This is a genomic window from Pararhodobacter zhoushanensis (assembly GCF_025949695.1).
In the GTDB taxonomy this organism is placed as follows: Bacteria; Pseudomonadota; Alphaproteobacteria; order Rhodobacterales; family Rhodobacteraceae; genus Pararhodobacter; species Pararhodobacter zhoushanensis_A.
In genome coordinates this window covers 2588448-2611031 of sequence record NZ_JAPDFL010000001.1, presented here as the reverse complement: position 1 = coordinate 2611031, position 22584 = coordinate 2588448, and the positions used below count along the sequence as shown (strand labels likewise).

Genomic DNA, 22584 nt, shown 5'->3' with positions numbered 1-22584 from the left:
ATGACTGACGCCCCCTCGGATGCGGTGATCACGGTGCGCGGCGTGCGCAACCAGTTCGGCACGCATCTGGTGCATGACGCTCTTGACCTTGATGTCTGGCGCGGCGAAATTCTGGGTGTGGTCGGCGGTTCCGGCACCGGGAAATCGGTGCTGCTGCGCACCATCGCCGGATTGCAGCAGCCCGCTGCCGGCACCATCACCGTGCTGGGCACCGACCTGAGCACGGCGACCGAAGACCAGCGCAAAGCCATCGAGGCGCGCTGGGGCGTGATGTTTCAGGACGGCGCGCTGTTTTCCTCGCTGACCGTGCGCGAAAACGTCGAGGTGCCGATGCGCAGCGTGCCGGGTCTGTCACGCGAAACCGTGCGGGCTTTGGCCGATCTGAAGATTTCGATGGTCGGCCTGCCCTATCTGGCGGGCGACAAATACCCGTCCGAGCTGTCAGGCGGCATGCGCAAGCGGGCCGGTCTGGCGCGGGCCTTGGCGCTGGACCCCGATATCGTGTTTCTTGACGAGCCCACAGCAGGGCTTGACCCGATTGGTGCCGCAGATTTCGATCAGCTGATCAAGGGCCTCAGCCGATCGCTGGGCTTGACCGTATTCCTCGTGACTCACGATCTGGATACGCTACATGCTATCTGCGACAGGATCGCCGTTCTGGCTGAACGCAAGGTTCTGGTCACCGGCACGATGCAAGAAATGCTCAGCGTCGATCATCCGTGGGTGCACAGTTATTTTCACGGTCCGCGCGCACGCGCCGCACTGGACCACGCCAACAGCCAGACTGCCGGGAAGGGCGACTAAGTGGAAACGAAAGCCAATTACGTTCTTATCGGCCTGTTCACCATCGCCGGAATTGTCGGGCTTCTGGGGTTCTTTATCTGGTTCGCACAGGTCGAGCTGGACCGCCAGTTCGCCTATTACGACGTGCGTTTTGACTCGGTGTCGGGGTTGAGCAACGCGTCTGACGTGCGCTTCAGCGGATTGCCGGTTGGTCAGGTCGTCGCGGTGCGCCTGTCGCCGGACAACGATGGCAGCATCACCGTGCGGCTGGAAATTGCCGCCGATACGCCGGTCCGTGCTGACAGTGTTGCCACCATCGAATCGCAGGGGGTCACTGGTGTGTCCTATGTGGGCATCAGCGCGGGCACCTCGACCGAGCCCTTGCTGGTTCCCACCGCACGCCAGTCAGTGCCCGAGATCACCGCCGGGCGCTCGATCCTGCAAACCCTGTCCGAGGACGGGCCGCAACTGGTCAACGAGACGCTGCGTGTGGTGGAGGGGATCAGCGCGCTGTTGAGTGACGAAAACCAGCAGCGTATTCAGGCGATCCTGACGAATGCGGAAACCGCGTCCGAAGGCTTGTCCACCGCGTTGCAAGGCTTCTCTGGCGTCGCCGGAACGGTTGACGAGTTTGCGCAGCAAATAAACCGGTTCAACACAACGCTGGACACGCTCACCACCAGTCTGACCGGGGTTCTGTCAACGGCGGACGAGACGCTTGAATCCATCACCACACTCGCCGCGCGCTCGACCGTTCTGGTGGACAACGGCACCGTTGCCGTCGTGTCGATCGAAGCCGCCGTCGCCGAGGCCGAGCGCTATATCACCGAAGATCTGACCCCGGTCACCACCACCGTTCGCAGCACCCTGGTCGATCTGAACACCCAGCTTGCAACGCTGAGTGCTGACGCCGACAGGCTGATGACCACCTTCGACACCACCGGCCAGACGGCGACCGCGCGGCTGGAAGAGCTTCAGGCGCTGTTCACCCGGGCCGAGGCGCTGATGACCGGACTGGAGACAACCGCGGGATCGGTCACCGATGTCGCCACGCGCATCGACGGGTTGATCGAAAGCGACGCCGCGCCGCTTCTGGCGGAAACGCGGGTCGCGGTGGCCGAGGCCACGCAGACCATCCGCTCGGTCAACGCCGTGACGCAGACGCAATTGCCCGCAACCATCGCCAATGTTCAGGCCGCGGTCGAAAACGCCCGCACGGTGATTGCCGATCTGGGCACCACACTGACCACAGCGGCGGACGGAGTCGGCGGTGTCGTGACCGATGCGCGCGCCACGCTGACGCAGATCACCACCACCTTCAGCGATGCCAACCAGACCCTGAGCGCCATCAACAGCGCATTGGCCGTGGGCGAGCGGACCCTTGCCGCTGCCGAGAGCACCTTCACCGGCGCCGACCGTTTCCTGAACGAGGATATCGACGGCTTGATGACGGAGCTGCGCGCGACGGTGGAAGGGGTCAATCAGGCTGTCGGTCAGGTTTCAGCCGATCTGCCGGGGATTTCGGCCAACCTGCGGGCAGCCGGACAATCGGCGGCGGACACCTTCGCGCAGGTTCAGCGGCTTGTGGATTCCTCGGCCCCCGGTGTGCGCGAGTTTGCGACGACAGGCCTGCCGCTTTATACGCGTCTAGCCCAGGAGACGCGCGAACTGATAGACAATCTCGACCAGCTTACGCAGCAGATCTCGCGCTCTCCGGCCCGGTTCTTTCTGGACCAGGACGTCCCGACCTTCAGAAGGTAAGACTTGAATGACCTATGCCTCTTCCATCAGGACAGTTCTGCTGGCTGTCTGCCTGCCCCTGCTCTCGGGCTGCGGGGCGATATCCGCGATCAACGGTGCCACGGCGGCGCTGGACGTCTATGAACTGCGCGTGCCTGCCGATCTGCCGGTCGCAACCGGACGGGCGCTGCAACGCGATGTGGTGATCGAGCTGCCGACCTCGGGCGGCGCGCTGGCCACCGACCGGATCATGGTGCGCCCCAGCCCCTTGCAGGCGCAATACCTACCCGATGTGCGCTGGAGCGAGCCGACGCCGGTGATGGTACAAACGCTGATGCTGCGGACGCTGGATGCCACGCAGGGGCTGCGTTACGTCGGTCGGCGGCCCTTGGGTGCCAGCGGCGATTTCGCCATCGTCAGCGAACTGGTGGATTTTCAGGCTGATCTGGCCCCCGATGCCAACAGCGCCACCGTTGAGGTCCGCCTGATCGCCCGCATCGTGCGCGAACGCGATCTGGGCATCGTCGCCTCGCGGACGTTTACCGCCAGCGTGCCCGCCGCATCGAGCGACACGCCGGTGCTGGTGGACGCCTTCGATGCCGCCGTGGCGCAGGTGATGCGCGACTTCGCGCCCTGGGCGATGACCGCCGTTCGCGTGAACTGAGCCCTCAGGCCAGCGCGTTGCGCACCAGCGCGCGGGCATCGGCATCCGCGCGAAACCCGGCGTTGAGCGCGGGGGACGCATCGAGATCAGGCAGGGCACCGAACAGCCCGGTCAGCCGGGCGTCATCGCCCCAGATAACGCGGCTGGTCTGCCCCGTCACCTCGGCCACCGCCTGCGCGACCGCGCCGGTGGTCAGGTGCAACACCGGCGGCTGGATCACCGCATCCCCGTCCAGCGTGCTGGCGTGCAGGAACGCGTCGACACAGGCCGGGCGTGACAGCCACCAGCAGCGGGCAGTGTCTGGCACAGGGCAGTCATACCCCTGCCCTGCGGCAATCTTGTGGAACAGCAGGCTCATGAAAGCCGAGCCATGGCCGGTCTCGGTCGCAGGCCGGGCGACGACGCCCGGCAACCGCAGACTGACCGCGTTCAGATCGCCTCGCCGGGTGAGATCCGCCAGCAGCACCTCGGTCATGCGCTTGTGCGCACCATAGCTCAGCGCGGGCTCGCAGGGTGTGGCGGGCGCCACCGTTTCGCGCAAGGCGCCGTAGACCGCAATCGACGAGGCAAAGACGAAGCGCGCGCCGGGTCTGCGCTGCGCGACCCCGCGCGCCAGCGCAATCGGGGCCAGCAGATTGATACGGTGGCCGAGGTCAGGCGCGCCTTCGGCCCTGGCACCGGGCAGGCTGGCGAGGTGGAACACCAGATCGAATCCGGGTGCCAGAAGCGCATCCACGAACCCCGGATCGGTCAGATCCCCCGGTTGCAGCGCTGCCCCCTGCGGACCCTCGGTGATGTGTTGATCGGTGAGCACCAGCTGCGACAGATCCGGGCGGCGGTCCGCCACCGCCTGCGCCAGAGCCTGCCCGATGAACCCGCCCGCGCCGGTAATCAGCACCCGCATCACAGACTTCCGTCCGACAGGGTTGTGCCGCCATCGACCACCAGCGTTTGCCCGGTGATGAACCCGCCCGCCCGGCTGGCAAGCATCACGACGACCCCGGCGATCTCGTCCGGCTCACCCACGCGGCGCAACGGTGTCAGGCCCAGCCGACGCTCCATGAAGGCCGCGTTCTCCATCAGCGTTTCCGCGAAGGGCGTGTGGATCAGGCCGGGGGCCACGGCGTTGACACGCACGTTCGACGGCCCCCACTCCACCGCCAGATTGCGCGCGAGCTGGGCCAGTGCGGCCTTGGACAGACCATAAAGCCCGATCGCCTTGTTGCCGCGCAGCCCGGCGATCGAGGCCATCAGCACCACACTGCCGCCGCCGCGTTCGGCCATGGTCGGGATCAGCCGCGCGGTCAGATCCATCGCGGCGCGCAGATTGACCTCGAACACCGCATCCACCTCAGCATCGGTCACCGCAGCGATGGGCCCGGCAGGCCCTTGCAGGCCCGCGTTACAGACCAGCACATCGGGGCGCAGGCCCGCACGGTCAAGCGCCGTAACCAAAGCCGCACGGCTGTCCGCCAATGCCATATCGGCGGCAAGGGCGGTGGCCGACCCGCCCCGCTGACGCAGGGCCTCGGCCGCGCTCGCGCAGCGCTCCGGGTCGAGATCCGAGATCACCACATGGGCACCCGCCTGCGACAGCGCGTCAACCAGCGCCGCTCCAAGCCCGCCGGTGGCACCGGTCACCAGAGCAATCTTTCCCGTCAGGTCAAAGAGATCTGCCATACCGGGTCAATCGGCCTGAGCCGTCAGGGCGATTTCGGGCGCATAGGTGCCGTCGATCAGCACAAACAGCATGCGGCACATCGCGCCCGATCTGTTCGCCCAGGCATGATTGGTCCCGCGCTGGATGACCACGGAGCCGGGCTTCAGCGCCACCTCGCCCTCATCCAGAACCAGGGTCATCTCGCCCGAGATCACGATGCCATAATCCACCGATTCAGTGCGGTGCATCAGCGGATGCGGGCTTGTCGCCGTGACCGTAGACGCGCCCTTGTCGCCGATTTCGGAAAACGCGGCACCCATCTTGGCGGCGCCGGTCTGCAGAAAATCCTCGGTGTCGGGCGGGATATCGACGAAGCGGATGCGCGTGCCGTTCGCAGGCGGCGGCAGGGTGAGCGGGCCGAGCGTCGGATCGGCCTCGTTCCCGACGGGCACCGGCGTTTGCAGCGTGGCCCAGACCTCGTGAAAGACGGTGCCGGGGATAGAGGCCAGCGGGATCACCGTGGGCAAAGGCCCGTTTTGCGAGATCACCGCCCGCCCCTCCGCGTCATGCCCGGTCACGACGCGGTGGATTGCTGGAAATTCTGTCATGTGCGGGCCTTGGATTGGGCAAAGAAGAAGCACGATACCGCCGCAACGACCACAGCCGCAATGCCCAGTGCCGGGAAGCCGAAGTTCTGGCTGAGCGCGCCACCGATGAACGGCCCCAGTGCCGCGCCGATCATCAGCATGGCCGGCGTCGCCGACACGGCGCGACCGGTCCGGTCAATGCGCGCCAGCAGGCCAAAGGCGAAGGTGTGGGTGAAAATCTGCACCGCGACGAAAACCGCGGCAGAGGGTGCCCAGACCGGCAGAACCGTCACCATGGTCACCACCAGCGCCAGCGCTGCCTGAACCATCGGTCCGACCAGCACGACCCGGTAGGCCGAGACGCGCTTTTCAAGGAAGATCGCCAGCGGGGCCGGAAAGACCAGATTGACCAGACCCATCGCGATCAGCACCGCCAGCACGCTTTCGACGGGAAAGCCGCGCACACCGCCGATGACCTCGACAAACGAGAAGACCATCGCCTGATTGAAGGTCATCAGGCTGATCCCGAAGATCAGGAACCACACCGGCCGTGACAGCGGCGGCAGTTGCGACGGCATCTCGACCAGATCGGTCTTGGGGAAAAACAGCAGGCTGGTAACCGCAGCCACCGCCATCAGCGCCCCAAAGCACACGAACATTGCCGCGCCGCCAAAGGCGATCAGCAGTTGCGGGACGGCGCCCAGAAACACCACCGCGAAGATGCCAAGGCAGATCCCGGCCATGGCAAACAGACGGTGCGGGTTCTGCGAGCGCCCGATGGCCCCATGGACCATCGACAGGCCCGAGCCCACCGCAACCCCGGCGACGACGTGCAGGACGGCCAGCACGCCAAAACCGGTCTGCGTCGAGGCCGCAAGAAAGGCCGCTGCCGCAACCGCAAAGCCCAGAGTGGCGACCAGCTTATGGCTGAGACGGTTCACCCGTGCGGCGAACAGCACCGAAGCCAGCACGGCCCCCAGCAGGAACAGCGTCGGCAAAGCACCGGCCTGTTGCAGCGAAAACCCGAATCGGTCGCGCAACGCGCCGACCCAGACAGGCAGCGCCACCAGATCCAGCATACCTGCCACATGCGCCACAAGCAGGGCAGCAACGCCCATGATCCCCAGTTTCATTCTGTATTCCCCTCCCAAGGATGGCCGCAGCAGGACTGCAACACTGGCCGCGATGATCCCCAAGGCCCCCGAAGGGCGCCTTCAGGCATCGCAGCGCAGCATCCCGACGCATATCGGTGCTGGCACTCTGTCTTGTGTGGATAGGGGTGCCGAGGGCATTTGAGAAATTGATCTTTCTAATGTTAACCATTTGCAGATTCTATAGATGGCCGGAACGCCCTGCCAAACCGGCGTTGTTCGACCCCGACCGCGCCTTTCACTAAACTGATTCAAATCAGTCACCCTTCTGTCGTCGAAGACCTGCATCTGTCCCGCAACACACAGATGGGTGCGGTTGATGCTTGAAGTTCGCAATGTCTCTCGGGTCTTTGGCCAACGTACGGCCGTGGACAACATCAGTTTCCGCGTGGACGGCGCGCAGTTCATCGGCATCATCGGTCGCTCGGGTGCCGGGAAGTCCACGTTCCTGCGCATGATGAACCGGCTGACGACGGCAACTTCCGGGCAGATCCTTGTCGATGGCAAAGACATCCTTGCGCTGAACGGCGCTGCGGCCCGTGCGTGGCAAAGCCAGTGCGCGATGATCTTTCAGCAGTTCAATCTGGTGCCGCGCATGGACGTGGCCTCGAACGTGCTGCACGGCAAGCTCAACAGCCGGTCGACCCTGACCACGATCTTCAACATGTGGCCCCGCGCCGACATCCTGCAGGCGTTGGACATTCTGGACCGGCTGGGCATCGCCGAGCAGGCCCCCAAACGGGCCGAAGCCCTGTCCGGCGGCCAGCAGCAGCGTGTCGCGATTGCCCGCGCGCTGATGCAGGATCCCAAGATCATTCTGGCCGACGAGCCGATCGCCAGCCTCGACCCGATGAATGCGCAGATCGTCATGGACACGCTCAAGCGCATCAACACGGAGGATGGCCGCATGGTCATCGCCAACCTGCACACGCTCGATACCGCGCGGCGCTATTGCGACCGGGTGATCGGGCTGCGCGACGGGCGGATCGTGTTCGACGGTGTGCCCGCCGATCTGACGACAGACGCCGCACGCGAAATCTATGGCGCGGATGAAAGCTTCAACGAGGACGCGACCTCTACGTCGCTGCCCGCCGACAAGGTCGCCCATCTGCACGTCCTGCCGATGGCCGCGCAGTAACCTTTACCCCCTTTTTTCCGGCCCCTTCGGGCCTCATGTCGCAACGGAGAAAACCGATGAAGACGCTTGCTGCCGCACTGGCTCTGACCACCGCCCTGACCGGCGTTGCCCAAGCCCAGGAAATCACCGAATTCAGAATTGGCCTGCTGGGTGGCGAGAACGCTCAGGACCGTCTGGCCAACAACGAATGCCTGCGCACCTATGTCGAGGAAGCGCTGGGCGTACCGACCACCCTGTTCGCGCCCGCCGATTACAACGGCGTGATCCAGGGCCTGCTGGGCGGCAATCTGGACATGGCGTGGCTGGGTGCCTCGGCCTATGCTGCCGTGTATCTGGCCGATCCCGAAGCGGTCGAGCCGGTGCTGGTCAAGACCAACCTCGATGGCTCGTTCTCGTATTTCTCGATCGGTTTTGCCCGCGCTGACAGCGGCATCACCGCGCTGACCGACATGCAGGGCCGTCGCTTTGGCTTTGGCGATCCCAACTCGACCTCGGGGTTCCTGATCCCGTCCGTCGAGATCCCGCAGATCACCGGCCACACGATGGAAAACGGCGATTACTTCGGTGAAGTCGTGTTCACCGGCGGCCATGAGCAGACCATCATCGCGGTCAACAACGGCAGCGTCGACGCGGGTGTGACCTGGGCCGATGGTCTGGGCGCGTGGGAAGACGGCTATAACTCGGGCGCGCTGCGTCGCGCCGTCGATGCCGGTCTGGTTGACATGAACGATCTGGTCGAAATCTGGCGCTCGCGCCCGATCCCCGAGGGTCCGGTCGTGGTCCGCAGCTCGCTGCCGCAGGACGTGCGCGACACCGTGACCGCACTGGCCGAGAACCTCTACGCCACCGATCCGACCTGCGCCTATGGCGTCGCGGCGGGCGATACGGCGGGCTTCACCCCGATCTCGCACGAAGCCTATGAGACCATCATCGAAGTGCGCCGCGCACAGATGAACTGAGCCGATACCACAAAGGGGCCCGCGTCCAGCGCGGGCCCGCTTTTTATTGGAAATCCTGCATGACATTCCTCGCCACCGGTGCCCGCGGCACAGCCGATCTGCGACACGCGTATCTCGCTCAGGTCCAGCGGAGACGGCTGTATTCCGGCCTGTTGACGATCCTCTTCGTGGCGCTGATGGTCTCGGGCTTTCAGATCGCCCAGGCGCGGAACGCCGGTGATTTCCTGAACGGTATCACCCATATTTTCGACTTTCCCGCCGATATCGTCGACGAGGCGATCGCCAAGGCGGGCAATCTGCCCGGCCATATCTGGGACGCCCTGCCCCCGCTGATCGAGACGATCAACATCGCGGCGGTGTCCACGCTGATCGGCACGCTGCTTGGCGGGCTGCTGGCATTGGCATCGACCCGCGGGCTGGCCGCGTGGCCACGCCTGATCGTGGTGTTTCGCCGGCTTTCGGACGTGTTGCGCGCGGTGCCCGAGATCGTGATTGCGCTGGTGCTGATCTTTGTGCTGGGCGCTGGCCCCGTGCCTGCCGCCATCGCCATCGCCCTGCACACGGCGGGCGCGACGGGAAAACTGTTTTCAGAGGTGAACGAGAACGCTGACCTCAAGCCGGTTGAAGGCCTCGCCTCGGTCGGCGCGGGCTGGGTTCAGCGCATGATGCTGGGTGTCCTGCCTCAGGTTGCGCCGAATTATTTCAGCTACGCGCTGCTGCGTTTCGAGATCAACATCCGCGCTTCGGCCATCCTTGGCTTCGTCGGCGCAGGCGGGATTGGGTATGAGCTGAAGAATGCCATGACCTTTGGTCAGGGCAAGCTGGATGAGGCCGCCGGGATCTTCATCGTGCTTTTCGCGACCATCGTGATATTCGACCAGCTGTCCGGCGTGATCCGCCACCGCCTCACGTATGGAGACGCCTGACATGGCCGCCACCGCAGCGATGCAAAGCGATCTTCTTGCCCGGTTTCGCGGCAAGCGCATTCGGTCCTTCGCCCTTCCGGCACTGATCCTGGTCTATCTGACCTATGTCTTCTTCGCCTTCGACCTGCCCGGCCTTGCCTCGCGTGCCCGGCTCGACAACGCGGCGATCCTGATGAGCGATGCGGTTGCCCACAAGGTCCACGTCACCCGCGACAACCGCAGCGGCGAGATGTCGGTGTCCATCGAGGGGTCGCGCCGGATGACCTTTGCCGCCAACCAGCGCCCCGACTGGGTGCAGGTTGACGGTGATATCGTCCAGATCGACCTGCCGCAGGGCCATTCGGTGACCTATGACGGGCCGGTGGTCAGCTATGACTATCCGGGCTATGGCGTGATCCGCATCACGTCGGACAATGGTATCCATCTGGACCTGCCAACGCCAGAAGTGCCCGATTTCATCAACGCCTCGTCCACGCGGGTGGCAATCACCACCCCCGCCGGGCGGCTGTCAGTAACCCGCTCGCGCACCGAAACCCTGCGCTATTTTCCGGGCTGGGAGCTGTTCTTCTTCGACCTCGCCAGCCCGTACTGGGGGATGAGCTGGGCTCAGGTTGCCTCGACCGTCTTGGTCGGAGAGCGTCTTGATCCCGCGCAGAGCAACGTCTCGCTGATGGTGTCGAACATCTGGAACAACACCATCTGGCGGCATGGCGACGTGGTCTGGGCGCTGGGCGAGACGATCCTGATGGCCTTCCTCGGGACGTTTGGCGCGGCCATGATCGCACTGCCGCTGGCCTTTCTGGCAGCGGGCAATTTCGCGCCCTCGCGTGCCATCCGCTTCGTCATGCGCCGGATCTTCGACTTTGTGCGCGGCGTTGACGGTCTGATCTTCACCATCATCCTGTCGCGCGCCTTTGGCCCCGGACCGATGACCGGCGCGCTGGCAATCCTGACCACGGATACCGGCAGTTTCGGCAAGCTCTTCTCGGAAGCGCTTGAAAACGTGGATGACAAGCAGATCGAGGGTATCCGCTCGACCGGTGCCGATGTCGTCCAGCGCTATCGTTTCGGCGTGATCCCGCAGGTGTTGCCCGTGCTGCTGAGCCAGGTGCTCTATATGTTCGAATCCAACACCCGCTCAGCCACCATCATCGGGGCCATCGTCGGCGGGGGCATCGGTCTTTTGTTGACGCAAGCGATCCAGACCACGGCGGATTGGGAGAAGGTGACCTATTACATCATCCTGATCGTGCTGATGGTGTTTGCCATGGACGCCCTGTCGGGCTGGCTGCGCCGCCGGTTGATCAAAGGCGACGGCAGCGGTCGTTAACCCCTCTCGTATCGAGTCACCCCATGCCCAGATTGTCGGCCACCGAACCGTTCCTCCATCCTGACTGCGAAATCAGCAATGCAAGTTTTGGGGCCTATTGCGAGGTCGGGCGCGGCAGCCGCGTCACCAACAGCGCGTTTGGCGATTATGCCTATTGTGACCGCTATGCCGATATCGCCAATTGCACCGTCGGCAAGTTTGCCAATATCGCCGCCTTCACCCGGATCGGCCCCACCGATCACCCGCTGCAGAACGCGGCGCAGCATCACTTCCTCTATCGCTCTGCCTGCTATTGGGACGATACCACCGAAGACGAGGCGTTCTTTCAGCGGCGCGCGGCGCGGCGCTGCGTGCTGGGGCATGATTGCTGGATCGGTCACGGCGCGATCATCAAGCCCGAGGTGACGATCGGCATCGGCGCAATTGTTGCGTCCGGTGCCGTTGTCACCAGGGACGTGGCACCTTTCATGATCGTTGCGGGCGTTTCTGCGTCACCGCTGCGGGCGCGGTTCGCGCAGCCGGTGATCGACCGGCTGCTGGAATTGGCATGGTGGGACTGGCCACATGAAGCGCTGCGCACCGCCCTGAGCGACTTTCGCAGCCTGCCCGCCGAAGCCTTCCTTGAAAAGCACGGCGGCTAGGCGGCACCGGCCGAGAAAAGCTGCCGACCGGCCCTGCCCTGCGCAAAGGCCAGTCGCCCGCCCGAAATTGTCGCCTCGACGCTTTGAGTGTCAGGGTTCATCACGACCAGATCGGCGCGCTGCCCAGCCTCAAGCCGCCCTCGATCCGTCAGCCCGAGAATCGCCGCCGGGCGGGTCGAGATCATCTCCCAGGCGGCGCCAAACCCGAGGGTGCCGTTTTCGGCCAGGGTCCACGCAGCCTGCGACAGCGCTGGGTAGTAATAGTCCGATACCAGTGCGTCACACAGACCGTCCGCAATCAGCCCTTCAGCGGCGATATTGCCCGACTGGCTGCCACCGCGCACCACATTGGGCGCGCCCATCAGCACCGGTTCGCCTGCCTTGCGCGCGGATCTGGCCGCCGCAACCGTGGTGGGAAACTCGGCAATCGGTGCGCCGATGCTGCGGAAAAACCCGCGGACCGCATCGTCGCCGTCGCCATGCGAGCCCATCGAGACGCCCTCGGCCCCCAGACCCGCCGCCAGTTCACACAGCGCCTGCGGCACCTGTGCGTCCCAAAGCTGCGCCTGCTCGACAATCGTCAGCAATGCGCGCGCACTGCGTCCCTGCTGCGCGGCCCAACCGGCAAAGCGCAACGGCTTGTGGTGCGCCATCTCAAGAGCTTCGGACAGATGATTGTTGAACACCACATAATCCACGCCGTAGCGTTTCACGGCAGCCAACAGGCGGGGATGTTCGTCCACCACATGGGTTTCCAGCCGGATCTGCACGCGGATATCCGCCATGAGATCGGCGCGCATGGCTTCAACCGCCTGCAACAACGCCTCGGTCGCGTCGGCGCTGCGAGAACCACCCTCCCAGCTCCAGCTTTGCGCCAGCCAGGCGGTGGTCACGCCATTCGCCGCCAGCTCGGCGGCCACCGAGCGCAGGGCGCGGACCTTGTCGAACGGCGCGGCGGGTCGGGGTGTCAGGTGACGCTCGAACCCGTCGCCGTGCAGATCGACGATACCGGGCAGAAGCAGAAAGCCGCGCAGATCAATCTCGCGCGCGGGGCCGTCGGCGACGCGACCCTCGGCCAGTGTCAGGGGGGCATCGTGCAGGATGCCGTCGTTCAGGACGCGGGCACCCGTCAGGCGGATCGGGGGAAGCAAGGGCATAGGGGTCTCCAATGGTCGCGCCCTCTATCCCGCGCGTCGGTGACAGCGCGGTGACGGTCAGTCGGGGATGACGCTCAATGTCACCCGTTCTCCGGCGAAATGCGCCAGACCATATTCGACCGGCGCCCCGTCAGGCCCCAGATTGAGCGACTCCGCCCGGATCACCGGATCACCCCGACGCAGCTGCAAATGACCGGCCAGCAGGGCGTCGGCTGCGCTGGCGGTGATCTTGGTCCAGGCGCGGGTGTAGTCGGGCACCCCGCAGGCCCGAAGCGACTCCGTCACGCCCAGCCCCGAACCGATCGCCCCCGCCATCCCGGGCAAGCGCGCCTGCGGAAAGGCCGAGCGGAAATGGCCGATGACCACCCCGTCGGACAGGGTCAGCCCTTCAACTCTGAGCACCTCATCACCGACAGCCAAATGCAGGGCTGATGCCTCGTCCTCACTCGCCGGAAACCCCTGCACGCTGAGCACCTTGCGCCCCGGAACGCGGCCCGTTGCCGACAGCGCGCGGTGAAAGCGCATGCGGCGGGTGAGCGGGTATTCGGTCGGCTTGGCTGCCACAAACACCCCCGCACCGCGCCGTGCATAGACGATGCCGCGTTCGGCCAGCGCCGCAATCGCGCGGCGGACAGTGTGACGGTTGACGCCGAACCGTTCGGCCAGTTGCGCCTCGGTCGGCAGTTTGGCACCGGGGGCGAGGCCTGCGGCAATCTCGTGCCCGAGCCTGTCGGCGATGCGGCTCCACAGGGGTTGATCGCGGTCTGTCATCGAAATTTCACGTGACCTTGGGTCGAGGGAAAGCTAGAACAAGTCTAGTTGTATAGTTATCTAGACAAATTGGCAAGATGTCCACACACACACTCTCCGACAGAAAAGCCGCCATGGGCCTGCTGGCCCGCGCCCGGCCTGACCGCCTGGCCGCCGTCTTTCCCGACATGCCCGACAGCACCCTGCTGCGCGGTCCCGAAACAGGCGCGGTGATGGTGCGCGGGCGACAAGGCGGCACCGGCGCGCCGTTCAATCTGGGCGAGGTGACGATCACCCGCTGCTCGGTCCAACTGCCCTGCGGCACCGTGGGCCACGCCCATGTGCAGGGCCGCGACAAGGCGCATGCCCGCCGCGCCGCGGTGCTCGACGCGCTGCTGCAAACGCAGGACGCCGAGGCCCTGACCCGCGCCGTCCTGTCGCCTCTCGCCGCCGAGGAAACTGCCCGGCGCGAAACCCGTGCCCGCAAGGCCGCCGCGACGAAGGTCGAGTTTTTCACCATGGTGCGAGGAGACGACTGATGACAGCGCTGTCCATGAATGCAAAGGCCATGACCGGCGGCTTCACCGATGCGCCGGTGCAAGCCGCGCATGGGTTCCGTGCCGTGTTGCGCGCCCTGTCGCAGCCGGGTGAAATCGTCACGCTCTCGGGCGCGACCCCGCCTGCGCCGCTGTCGCCCGCTGCCGGTGCTGTCGCACTGGTGCTGCTGGACGGGACAACGCCCGTGCATCTGGCAGGCGCGCATGATTGCCCGGCCCTGCGCGACTGGATCACCTTTCAGACCGGCGCACCGCTTGTGGCCGCCGAAGACGCGCTGTTCGCCATCGGCAGCTGGCAGGCCCTGTCGCCGGTCACCCGTTTTGCCATCGGCACGCCGGAATACCCTGACCGGGCGGCCACGCTGATCGTCGAGTGCGATCAGCTGACCGCTGACGGCATCACCCTGCGCGGCCCCGGTATCGACGGCAGCGCCCGGCTGTCGCTGCCCGAAACCGATGCCTTCCGCGCCAACCGGGCGCTGTTCCCGCTGGGTTTTGATACGCTCTTTTGCTGCGGCGACCAGCTTGCCGGTCTGCCGCGCAGCACCATTGTGGAGGGCCGCTGATGTATGTCGCCGTCAAGGGTGGCGAACGCGCCATCGACAATGCCCATGCGCTGCTGGCGCAAGAGCGCCGGGGCGACCCTGCGGTCCCCGAACTCAGCGTTGCGCAGATCCGCGAGCAGATGACGCTGGCGGTCAACCGGGTGATGGCCGAAGGCTCGCTCTATGACGCCGATCTGGCGGCGCTGGCGATCAAACAGGCGCGCGGGGATCTGATCGAGGCGATCTTCCTGATCCGCGCCTACCGCACCACCCTGCCCCGACTGGGCCACTCCAACCCGGTCGATACCGGCGCGATGGCGGCGGTGCGGCGGATCTCGGCGACCTACAAGGATCTGCCGGGCGGGCAGGTTCTGGGACCGACCTTCGACTACACCCACCGGCTGATCGACTTCGCGCTGGCAGCCGAGGGCGAAGCCCCGCGCGCACCGCAGGCCGAACCGCTGGGCCCCGTGCCGCGCGTCACCGGGTTTCTGGACCGCGAAGGCCTGATCGAGGCCGAGCCGGACAGCGATGCCACGCCCCGCGATCTGACCCGCGAACCGATGGAACTGCCCGCCGACCGCGCGCTGCGCCTGCAGGCGCTGACGCGGGGCGATGAGGGGTTTGTCCTGTCGCTGGCCTATTCCAGCCAGCGCGGTTACGGGCGCACGCATCCTTTCGTCGGGGAATTGCGCATCGGCGAGGTCGCGGTCGAGATGGACATTCCCGAGCTGGGCTTCGCGGTCGAGATCGGCGAGATCACCGTCACCGAATGCGAGACGGTCAACCAGTTCACCGGCTCGAAAACCAAGGCCCCGCAGTTCACCCGCGGCTACGGGCTGGTCTTTGGCCAGTCCGAGCGCAAGGCAATCTCGATGAGCCTCGTGGACCGCGCGCTGCGCTGGGAAGAGCTGGGCGAGGACAACACCGGCGCGCCGGTACAGGACGCCGAATTCGTGCTGATGCATGCCGACAACATTCAGGCGACGGGGTTTCTGGAGCATATCAAGCTGCCCCATTACGTCGATTTCCAGTCCGAGCTTGAGCTGGTGCGCCGCTTGCGTGCTGGCGCGCAGGAGGCCGCAGAATGAGCTACTATAACTTTGCCTATCTGGACGAGCAGACCAAGCGGATGATCCGCCGCGCGATCCTCAAAGGCGTCGCCGTGCCGGGGTATCAGGTGCCCTTCGCCAGCCGCGAGATGCCCATGCCTTACGGCTGGGGCACCGGCGGCGTGCAGGTCACGGCGGCCTGCCTGACGCCCGACGACACGCTGAAGGTCATTGATCAAGGGGCAGACGACACCACCAACGCCGTGTCGATCCGCAAGTTCTTTGAGCGTACAGCGGGGGTTGCGACCAGCACCCATACCGCCAAGGCCACCATCATCCAGACCCGCCACCGCATCCCCGAAGCGGCACTGAGCGACGGGCAGATCCTGGTCTATCAGGTGCCGATCCCCGAACCGCTGCGCTTTCTGGAGCCGCGCGAGACCGAGACGCGGCGCATGCACGCGCTTGAGGATTACGGGCTGATGCACGTCAAACTCTACGAGGACATCGCCCGCAATGGGGCGATCGCAACCTCGTATGCCTATCCGGTCAAGGTCGAGGGACGCTATATCATGGACCCCTCCCCGATCCCGAAATTCGACAACCCCAAACTGTCCAACACCCCCGCGCTGCAACTGTTCGGCGCGGGCCGTGAACAGCGGATCTACGCGATCCCGCCCTTTACGCAGATCGTCAGTCTGGATTTCGAGGATTACCCGTTCGAGGCCAGCAAAGCCCCGCACGCCTGCGATCTGTGCGCGGATGACACGACCTATCTGGACGAGGTGATCACCGATGATCACGGCGGGCGTATGTTCGTGTGTTCGGACACCGACCATTGCGAAACCCGCCGTGACGCTGGCTACCGGGGCCAGTTGGCCCCGCAGGAGGATGCAGCATGACCCTTACCCCGCTTCTGGCCGTTGAGGGCATCGGCAAATCCTACGGTGGGCGGATCGGCTGCGCCGATGTTTCGTTCGATCTGTGGCCCGGCGAGGTCATGGGGATCGTGGGCGAATCCGGCTCGGGCAAATCCACCCTGCTGGGCTGTCTGGCCGGGCATCTGACCACTGACACCGGCCGCGTGATCTTTGACACCGCCGCTGACGGCCCGCGCGATGTGCTGGCGATGAGCGAACCCGAGCGCCGGATGCTGGCGCGCACCGACTGGGCCTTTGTCCACCAGAACCCACGCGACGGGCTGCGCATGGGGGTCAGCGCGGGCGGCAATGTCGGCGAACGCCTGATGGCCGTAGGTGCGCGCCATTACGGGCAGATCCGCGAACAGGCGACCGACTGGCTGGGCCGGGTCGAGATCAACGCCGACCGCATCGACGACAAACCCCGCCAGTTCTCGGGCGGGATGCAGCAACGGTTGCAGATCGCCCGCAATCTGGTGACCGGGCCAAGGCTGGTCTTCATGGACGAGCCGACCGGGGGCCTTGATGTCAGCGTGCAGGCACGACTGCTGGACCTGCTGCGCGGGCTGGTGCGCCGCATGGGGCTGAGTGCGGTGATCGTTACCCACGATCTGGCCGTGGTGCGCCTGCTGGCGGACCGGCTGGTGGTGATGAAGGACGGACGGATCGTGGAACAGGGGCTGACCGATCAGGTGCTTGACGATCCGCAACACCCCTACACGCAGCTGCTGGTCAGCTCGGTGCTGCAGGTCTGAGACCGGGTGCCGGGCTGCGGCCGGGCAAGGGCGTATTTAAGGCAAGATGAAAGGGCAACGCATGATCGCGGTTCAGGACGTCGAAAAGAGATTCACGCTGCACACACAAGGCGGCGCCGTGTTGCAGGTGATGGCGGGTGCCTCCCTATCGGTAGCACCGGGGGAATGCGTGGCGCTGATCGGGGCCTCGGGTGCCGGGAAGTCCACATTGATGCGGATGATCTGGGGCAATTACCGCACCGATGGCGGCACCATCCGCGTGGGATCGGTGGCGGTATCAGGGGCCGAGCCGCGCGAGATCATCGCGCTGCGCCGGGCAACGCTGGGCTATGTCAGCCAGTTCCTGCGCGTCGTGCCGCGCGTACCGACGCTGGAGGTGGTGGCCGAGCCGCTGCTGGCGCTGGGCATCGACGAGGCCGAGGCCCGCGAGCGGGCGGCAGAAATCCTCACGCGGGTGAATATCCCCGAACGCCTGTGGTCGCTGTCGCCCACCACCTTCTCGGGCGGCGAGCAGCAGCGGGTCAACATCGCCCGCGGCTTCGTGCACCATTGGCCGGCGCTGTTGCTGGACGAACCGACCGCCAGTCTGGATGGCGGCAACCGCGCGGTGGTGCTGTCGCTGATCGCCGAGGCCAAGGCGCGCGGCGCGGCCATTCTGGGGATCTTTCACGACGAGGCGGCACGCGCGCAGGTCTGCGACCGCGAGGTCGATGTGACCAGCTTCGCCGTCGCGCCATGAGGGGGCGTCTGTTCGCCGTCGTCGGCCCCTCGGGCGCGGGCAAGGACACCTTGCTGGCGGGCGTCTGTGGCGGGACGGGTCCGCATTGGGTGCGCCGGGTGATCACCCGCCCGTCCAGCGCGGGTGGCGAGCCGTTCGAAGGCGTTGACGCTGCCGAGTTTGACCGCCGCGACGCGAGCGGCGCTTTCGCGCTGACCTGGCGCGCGCATGGGCTGGCTTACGGCATCCCGGCGTCGGAACTGGCCCCGCTCGAGGCCGGACGCGACGTGGTCTTCAACGGCTCGCGCGCGGCGCTGGAGCGGGCGGCGGCGGCGTTTCCCGCGTTGCAGGTGATCGTGGTCACCGCCCCCGTCGCGGTACTGGCGACCCGTCTTGCCGGACGCGGCCGCGAAAGCGCCGGGCAGATCGCCGAGCGTCTGGCGCGTGATGTTGCCCCCCTGCCGCCGCATCTGCCGGTGATCGAGATCGTCAACGACGCGGCACCCGCCGAGGGCATCGCCCGGCTCAAGGCTGCGCTTCAGCCCAATCTGGCCCGGAGGAGCTGATGAAAGCTGCCATCCTCGGCCTCGCCAAACACGCTCAAGGCCTTGAAGGCAAAGGGGCGCGGCAACAGCGGTTCGAACAGCGCCTCGGCCATCGGTTGCAGAACCGCCTTCTGCCCGGCTTCCAGCCGGTCGGTCAGCGTCATGTGAAAGCGAAACTTGTCCAGAACATAGGGGTAGCCGTAGGTTTCCAGCAAGGCGCGCTGGCGCGCGCTCAGCCGCTCGGGCTTGCGCCGCGCGACCTCGGCCTCGGTCAGGGGCGCGCGGAACCGCTCGAAGCGCGTCACCACCTTGGCGGCGAAATCGTCCAGCGCCGTGGTGTCGCCCTCGGGGATCAGGGCCAGAAACCCGTCCAGCGACGCCACCCGCAGCCCGTCAACCACAACGGAACTGCGGCCAGCGGCAAAGACCTCGACAGCGGCGATCAGATCGTCCTCGGACACGCCATCGGCCAGCCGGAACGGTGCCTTGAGCGTGCCATGGAACCCATAGCGCCGGGCGCTGACCGTCAGCGCCGGGAGCATCGCATCCGGTTGCGCCACAGCCTGTCCGGTCGCCGCGTCGCGGCCCAGCCAGTGTGCAGCGGCATCGGCGAAGGGCCCGGTGTCGGGCGCGTAATACAGAGCATATCGTTTCATGCGTCCACCTTGCCCGCGTCGTGTCACGGTTCCGTGACGATCTTCGTCCATCTCTCAGCCCAAACCTTGCCTCAGGATACCCAATGACCACGATCTTTGCCAATGCGACCCTTGTGCTGCCCGACCGTGTAGAGCACGGGTCGCTCGCCGTCGAGAACGGGCTGATCGCGCGCATCGATACCGGGGCGGGCGTTCCGGCAGGCGCGATTGACTGCGAGGGCGATCTGCTGATGCCCGGCCTGATCGAGCTGCACACCGACAATCTGGAACGCCATATCCAGCCGCGCCCCGGCGTGGACTGGCCGCATGGTCCGGCGATCATCGCGCATGATGCCGAGCTTGCGGGCGTGGGCATCACCACGGTGTTCGACGCGCTGCGCGTCGGCTCGCTGGTGTCGCGCGATCGCGGGGCGCGCGAATACGCGCGCGGGATGGCGGATGAGATCCTGGCGGCGCGCAAGGCCGGGATGCTGCGGGTGAACCACCTGATCCATCTGCGCGCCGAGGTCTGCTCGGAAACGCTGATCGACGAGCTGGCCAAGTTCGGACCCAAGGACGCGGTCGGCATCGTCAGCCTGATGGACCACACGCCGGGCCAGCGCCAGTTCGCCGATCTTGCACAGCTGCGCCGCTATCTGCGCGGCAAATACGGGCTGACCGAGGACGAATTCCTCGCCCATGTCGACGTGCAGACCGCCTTGGGCAACCGCGTGCGCGGTGTGCATGAAGAGGCGACGGTGGCCACCGCCCGGCTGCTGAACGCGACGCTGGCGAGCCACGACGACACCACGGTCGAGCAGGTCGAGGCTTCGGCCCGCCATGGTGCGGCGATCGCCGAGTTTCCGACGACGAAAGCCGCCGCCGAGGCCTGTGCCGCGCAGGGGATCGCCGTGATGATGGGCGCGCCGAACCTGATCCGGGGTGGCTCGCATTCCGGTAACGTCGCCGCGCAAGACCTTGCCGTGGCGGGGTTTCTTGATGTCGTCTCGTCGGACTACGTCCCCTCGGCGCTGTTGAGCAGTGCTTTGATGCTGGGGGATGTGTGGGGCGACATGGCGCGGGGGATGGCCACCGTGACCGCCCGTCCGGCGCAGGCAACGGGCCTGTCGGACCGGGGACGGCTGGAGACGGGCCTGCGGGCGGACCTGATCCGCGTCCACCGCTTTGGCACCGCTGCCGCTGTCCGTGGCACCTGGGTGAACGGCGCGCGGGTGGCGTGACCGGCCCTAGTCAGGCGGCGACACCGCCGCCTGACAGGTTCACCAAGGGTCAGGTCATCGACCAGCCGTGGCTGACATTCAGCGACTGACCGGTCAGCGCATTGGTCGGGAACGCGGCGAAAAGCCAGGCGATTTCGGCGACATCCGCAACGGTGGTGAATTCGGTATCAACCGTGCCGCCGAGCATGACCTTGCTGACCACCTCTTCCTCGGAAATCCCCAGATCGCGCGCCTGCTCGGGGATCTGTTTTTCCACCAGCGGCGTCTTGACGAAGCCCGGGCAGATCACGTTCGAGCGCACGCCCTTCTTGCCGCCCTCTTTGGCGATGACCTTGGACAGGCCCATCAGCCCGTGCTTGGCCGTCACATAGGCGGATTTGAGCTCCGAAGCCTCTTTCGAGTGGACCGAACCCATGAAGATGATCGATCCTGACCCGGCCTTGTACATATGCGGCAGCACGGCTTTCGAGGTCAGGAAAGCCCCGTCCAGATGGATCGAGAGCAGCTTTTTCCAATCCTCGAACGGGAAATCCTGCAACGGGTGAACGATCTGGATCCCGGCGTTTGAGACCAGCACATCGACCCCGCCCCATGCCGCGACCACGGCGGCCACGCCGTCGTTGACCATCTTCTCATCGGTCACATTCATCGCGACGGCCATGGCCTTGCCCGGGCCTTTGGCGGTCAGCTCGTCTGCCGTCGCCTGCGCGGCTTCGAGTTTGAGGTCAGCGATCGCCACCCAAGCGCCGTCGGCGACATAGCGCTCGGCGATGCGTTTGCCGATGCCACTGGCACCACCGGTGACGATGCAGACTTTATCGTTCAGGTTCATAGTCTTGCTCCATTTTCATGAGGGGGTTCTGAGGCTGCGGTGGTCGCGGACGACCCCGCCAGAGCCAAGGGTCGGCTGGGCAACCACCGCTGTCGCCGGGAAAAACTTGCCTACCGACATAGCCGCCATCGGGACTGAAGGCGTCGGCAGTCTGCTACCTGCCGTGCCCGCTTTTGGCAGAAGTGCCAAATCCGGCTGTGCTCGGGCGCGCGGAGAGTATCGGATGGGCAAGGGCGTCGGTGATCTCCAGCAATTCGGGCCGCACAGCGCATTCTGGGCCAAAAGTGACGCGATATCCGCAGACCATATACGCGCGAAAATCGAAACGATAGAGCCTGTGCTCGCAGAAGGGTTGGCCACGCTCGTGTTGCCTGCAAGGACTGCCCCAAGGCCGGGCGGTGCTGTCCTTCATATAGGTGCTCAGTATGACAATCCGCGTGTCTCGCGCTGAAATCCCTGTGATGCCGCGCATGGTGCCACGGGTCGCCCGTGATGACCGGGCGTTCTTGATGAATCCGGCCCCGTCGAGGCGGGTCAATCAACCATGCCTGCCGCGATCAGCACCACCACGGGCACCGGGGCAACGGCGATCAGCACCGTCGCGACGAATTGCGGCACACTGAGCAACCGGCTGGCCCCGACAGCCAGCGCGATCCCGCCGCCGCCGCCGATCAGTGAATTGCCGGGCGTGTTGAACAACAGCCCCAGCGCGATGCAGCGATAGCGCAACACGCGGGCGAGCACGGTTTTGGGCCGGTCAGACGGCGCGTCCAGTGCCGCAAGCGGGCTGCCCGGTGCAAGCAGGGCCGCCGCGCGCCGCAATCCCATAGCCTGCAACCCCGCGACCAGACGCGCCACTGGCACCGCGCGTCCGATGAGGAAACTGAGGATCAGCGCTGCAACCGTCGCACCGTACACCGGCAGCGCCGCCTTGGCCCCGAAGACGGCCAACAGAAACAGCCCCAGCTCGGTGCTGGGCACAAACGGGATCGCCAGCAGCAGAATGTAGAGCACCAGCACGCTCACAAAAAGCCGACCATTCATCATCGCACCCACCCGATCGGGCGACAGGTCGAGCGCGGCAGCAAGCCAGAGAAACACGCTGTGCCCGCCGACGCTGAGCGCCACACAGACCGCCAGTCCAAGACCCCACCAGACCACGGCGGGCAACCGGGGTGGTCTGGGTGGCGGGTCGTTGCTCGGCTGGATCATCGCGGCACACCTGCGCCCTCGTGTCCGCCGCTCAACGCGTGCGCCTCTTGCGGCAAGGGCAAGCACCGCCCTTCCTCGATAGCACG

At 65.8% G+C, this 22584-nt stretch carries 25 protein-coding genes; 16 read left to right on the top strand and 9 right to left on the bottom strand.

The window, feature by feature from the left end; all coding sequences use genetic code 11:
* From OKW52_RS13090 to OKW52_RS13080, 3 genes are read left to right on the top strand one after another with little or no spacing between them, the layout of a single operon-like run.
* A complete protein-coding gene (locus OKW52_RS13090; protein ID WP_264506111.1) occupies positions 1–804 on the top strand; it encodes an ABC transporter ATP-binding protein in 804 nt (267 codons plus the stop codon).
* Positions 805–2544, top strand: coding sequence for an MlaD family protein (locus OKW52_RS13085; RefSeq protein WP_264506110.1), 1740 nt, complete (start codon positions 805–807; stop codon positions 2542–2544).
* Positions 2545–2551: 7 nt separating this feature from the next.
* Positions 2552–3187: an ABC-type transport auxiliary lipoprotein family protein gene (locus tag OKW52_RS13080; RefSeq protein WP_264506109.1), complete on the top strand. Its 636-nt coding sequence runs from the start codon at positions 2552–2554 to the stop codon at positions 3185–3187.
* Positions 3188–3191: 4 nt separating this feature from the next.
* Here the strand turns inward: OKW52_RS13080 and OKW52_RS13075 are convergent, their stop codons facing one another.
* Genes OKW52_RS13075 through OKW52_RS13060 form a run of 4 tightly spaced genes read right to left on the bottom strand, consistent with a single transcriptional unit; the run spans position 3192 to position 6567 of the window.
* Positions 3192–4091, bottom strand: a complete 900-nt coding sequence (locus tag OKW52_RS13075) for an NAD-dependent epimerase/dehydratase family protein (protein WP_264506108.1) — start codon at positions 4089–4091, stop codon at positions 3192–3194.
* Positions 4091–4867, bottom strand: coding sequence for an SDR family NAD(P)-dependent oxidoreductase (locus OKW52_RS13070; RefSeq protein WP_264506107.1), 777 nt, complete (start codon positions 4865–4867; stop codon positions 4091–4093). Before OKW52_RS13070 ends, OKW52_RS13075 begins: the two co-directional genes overlap by 1 nt.
* Positions 4868–4873: 6 nt before the next feature.
* Positions 4874–5455, bottom strand: a complete 582-nt coding sequence (locus OKW52_RS13065) for a cupin domain-containing protein (protein WP_264506106.1) — start codon at positions 5453–5455, stop codon at positions 4874–4876.
* Positions 5452–6567, bottom strand: a complete 1116-nt coding sequence (locus OKW52_RS13060; protein WP_127103838.1) for an MFS transporter — start codon at positions 6565–6567, stop codon at positions 5452–5454. Before OKW52_RS13060 ends, OKW52_RS13065 begins: the two co-directional genes overlap by 4 nt.
* Positions 6568–6904: 337 nt before the next feature.
* Between OKW52_RS13060 and phnC the strand changes: the two genes are divergently transcribed.
* Genes phnC through OKW52_RS13035 form a run of 5 tightly spaced genes read left to right on the top strand, consistent with a single transcriptional unit; the run spans position 6905 to position 11579 of the window.
* Positions 6905–7723, top strand: coding sequence for a phosphonate ABC transporter ATP-binding protein (gene phnC / locus OKW52_RS13055; protein WP_264506105.1), 819 nt, complete (start codon positions 6905–6907; stop codon positions 7721–7723).
* A gap of 56 nt (positions 7724–7779) precedes the next feature.
* Positions 7780–8682: a phosphonate ABC transporter substrate-binding protein gene (gene phnD, locus OKW52_RS13050; RefSeq protein ID WP_264506104.1), complete on the top strand. Its 903-nt coding sequence runs from the start codon at positions 7780–7782 to the stop codon at positions 8680–8682.
* A gap of 59 nt (positions 8683–8741) precedes the next feature.
* Complete coding sequence (gene phnE, locus OKW52_RS13045) at positions 8742–9608, top strand: phosphonate ABC transporter, permease protein PhnE (RefSeq protein ID WP_264506103.1); 867 nt, start codon at positions 8742–8744, stop codon at positions 9606–9608.
* A 1-nt stretch (position 9609) separates the two neighbouring features.
* Positions 9610–10938 (top strand): phosphonate ABC transporter, permease protein PhnE, encoded by a 1329-nt coding sequence (phnE, locus tag OKW52_RS13040; protein ID WP_264506102.1) that lies wholly within the window; start codon positions 9610–9612, stop codon positions 10936–10938.
* Positions 10939–10961: 23 nt separating this feature from the next.
* Positions 10962–11579, top strand: a complete 618-nt coding sequence (locus tag OKW52_RS13035; protein ID WP_264506101.1) for an LbetaH domain-containing protein — start codon at positions 10962–10964, stop codon at positions 11577–11579.
* Here the strand turns inward: OKW52_RS13035 and OKW52_RS13030 are convergent.
* Both OKW52_RS13030 and phnF read right to left on the bottom strand, forming a co-directional pair.
* Positions 11576–12736, bottom strand: a complete 1161-nt coding sequence (locus OKW52_RS13030) for an alpha-D-ribose 1-methylphosphonate 5-triphosphate diphosphatase (protein ID WP_264506100.1) — start codon at positions 12734–12736, stop codon at positions 11576–11578. The genes OKW52_RS13035 and OKW52_RS13030 overlap by 4 nt on opposite strands.
* Before the next feature lie 57 nt (positions 12737–12793).
* Positions 12794–13507 (bottom strand): phosphonate metabolism transcriptional regulator PhnF, encoded by a 714-nt coding sequence (gene phnF, locus OKW52_RS13025; RefSeq protein ID WP_264506099.1) that lies wholly within the window; start codon positions 13505–13507, stop codon positions 12794–12796.
* A 77-nt stretch (positions 13508–13584) separates the two neighbouring features.
* On the opposite strand from phnF, the gene phnG reads away from it, so the two are divergent.
* The 7 genes from phnG (at position 13585) to phnN (ending at position 18599) form a co-directional block, all read left to right on the top strand.
* Entirely contained in the window at positions 13585–14025 is a 441-nt protein-coding gene (phnG, locus tag OKW52_RS13020) for a phosphonate C-P lyase system protein PhnG (protein ID WP_264506098.1), read from the top strand.
* The gene (gene phnH / locus OKW52_RS13015) at positions 14025–14609 is read left to right on the top strand and encodes a phosphonate C-P lyase system protein PhnH (protein WP_319800471.1); all 585 of its coding nucleotides are present in this window, start codon (positions 14025–14027) and stop codon (positions 14607–14609) included. The genes phnG and phnH overlap by 1 nt, the downstream gene beginning before the upstream one ends.
* The gene (locus OKW52_RS13010) at positions 14609–15679 is read left to right on the top strand and encodes a carbon-phosphorus lyase complex subunit PhnI (protein WP_264506097.1); all 1071 of its coding nucleotides are present in this window, start codon (positions 14609–14611) and stop codon (positions 15677–15679) included. Before phnH ends, OKW52_RS13010 begins: the two co-directional genes overlap by 1 nt.
* Positions 15676–16542: an alpha-D-ribose 1-methylphosphonate 5-phosphate C-P-lyase PhnJ gene (locus OKW52_RS13005; protein ID WP_264506096.1), complete on the top strand. Its 867-nt coding sequence runs from the start codon at positions 15676–15678 to the stop codon at positions 16540–16542. Before OKW52_RS13010 ends, OKW52_RS13005 begins: the two co-directional genes overlap by 4 nt.
* On the top strand, positions 16539–17315 hold the full coding sequence (phnK, locus tag OKW52_RS13000; protein WP_264506095.1) for a phosphonate C-P lyase system protein PhnK: 777 nt from the start codon (positions 16539–16541) through the stop codon (positions 17313–17315). The genes OKW52_RS13005 and phnK overlap by 4 nt, the downstream gene beginning before the upstream one ends.
* A gap of 61 nt (positions 17316–17376) precedes the next feature.
* Positions 17377–18054: a phosphonate C-P lyase system protein PhnL gene (gene phnL / locus OKW52_RS12995; RefSeq protein ID WP_264507701.1), complete on the top strand. Its 678-nt coding sequence runs from the start codon at positions 17377–17379 to the stop codon at positions 18052–18054.
* Positions 18051–18599, top strand: a complete 549-nt coding sequence (gene phnN, locus OKW52_RS12990) for a phosphonate metabolism protein/1,5-bisphosphokinase (PRPP-forming) PhnN (RefSeq protein ID WP_264506094.1) — start codon at positions 18051–18053, stop codon at positions 18597–18599. The genes phnL and phnN overlap by 4 nt, the downstream gene beginning before the upstream one ends.
* Here phnN and OKW52_RS12985 read toward each other — a convergent pair.
* The gene (locus tag OKW52_RS12985; protein ID WP_264506093.1) at positions 18572–19234 is read right to left on the bottom strand and encodes a DUF1045 domain-containing protein; all 663 of its coding nucleotides are present in this window, start codon (positions 19232–19234) and stop codon (positions 18572–18574) included. The two genes, phnN and OKW52_RS12985, sit on opposite strands and share 28 nt — an antisense overlap.
* Before the next feature lie 83 nt (positions 19235–19317).
* Between OKW52_RS12985 and OKW52_RS12980 the strand changes: the two genes are divergently transcribed.
* The gene (locus OKW52_RS12980; RefSeq protein WP_264506092.1) at positions 19318–20454 is read left to right on the top strand and encodes an alpha-D-ribose 1-methylphosphonate 5-triphosphate diphosphatase; all 1137 of its coding nucleotides are present in this window, start codon (positions 19318–19320) and stop codon (positions 20452–20454) included.
* Between the two features lie 49 nt (positions 20455–20503).
* Here the strand turns inward: OKW52_RS12980 and OKW52_RS12975 are convergent, their stop codons facing one another.
* Together OKW52_RS12975 and OKW52_RS12970 are read right to left on the bottom strand one after the other, a co-directional pair.
* Positions 20504–21286 (bottom strand): 3-hydroxybutyrate dehydrogenase, encoded by a 783-nt coding sequence (locus tag OKW52_RS12975; RefSeq protein ID WP_264506091.1) that lies wholly within the window; start codon positions 21284–21286, stop codon positions 20504–20506.
* Between the two features lie 534 nt (positions 21287–21820).
* Complete coding sequence (locus OKW52_RS12970; protein ID WP_264506090.1) at positions 21821–22498, bottom strand: hypothetical protein; 678 nt, start codon at positions 22496–22498, stop codon at positions 21821–21823.
* Positions 22499–22584: the final 86 nt, after the last annotated feature.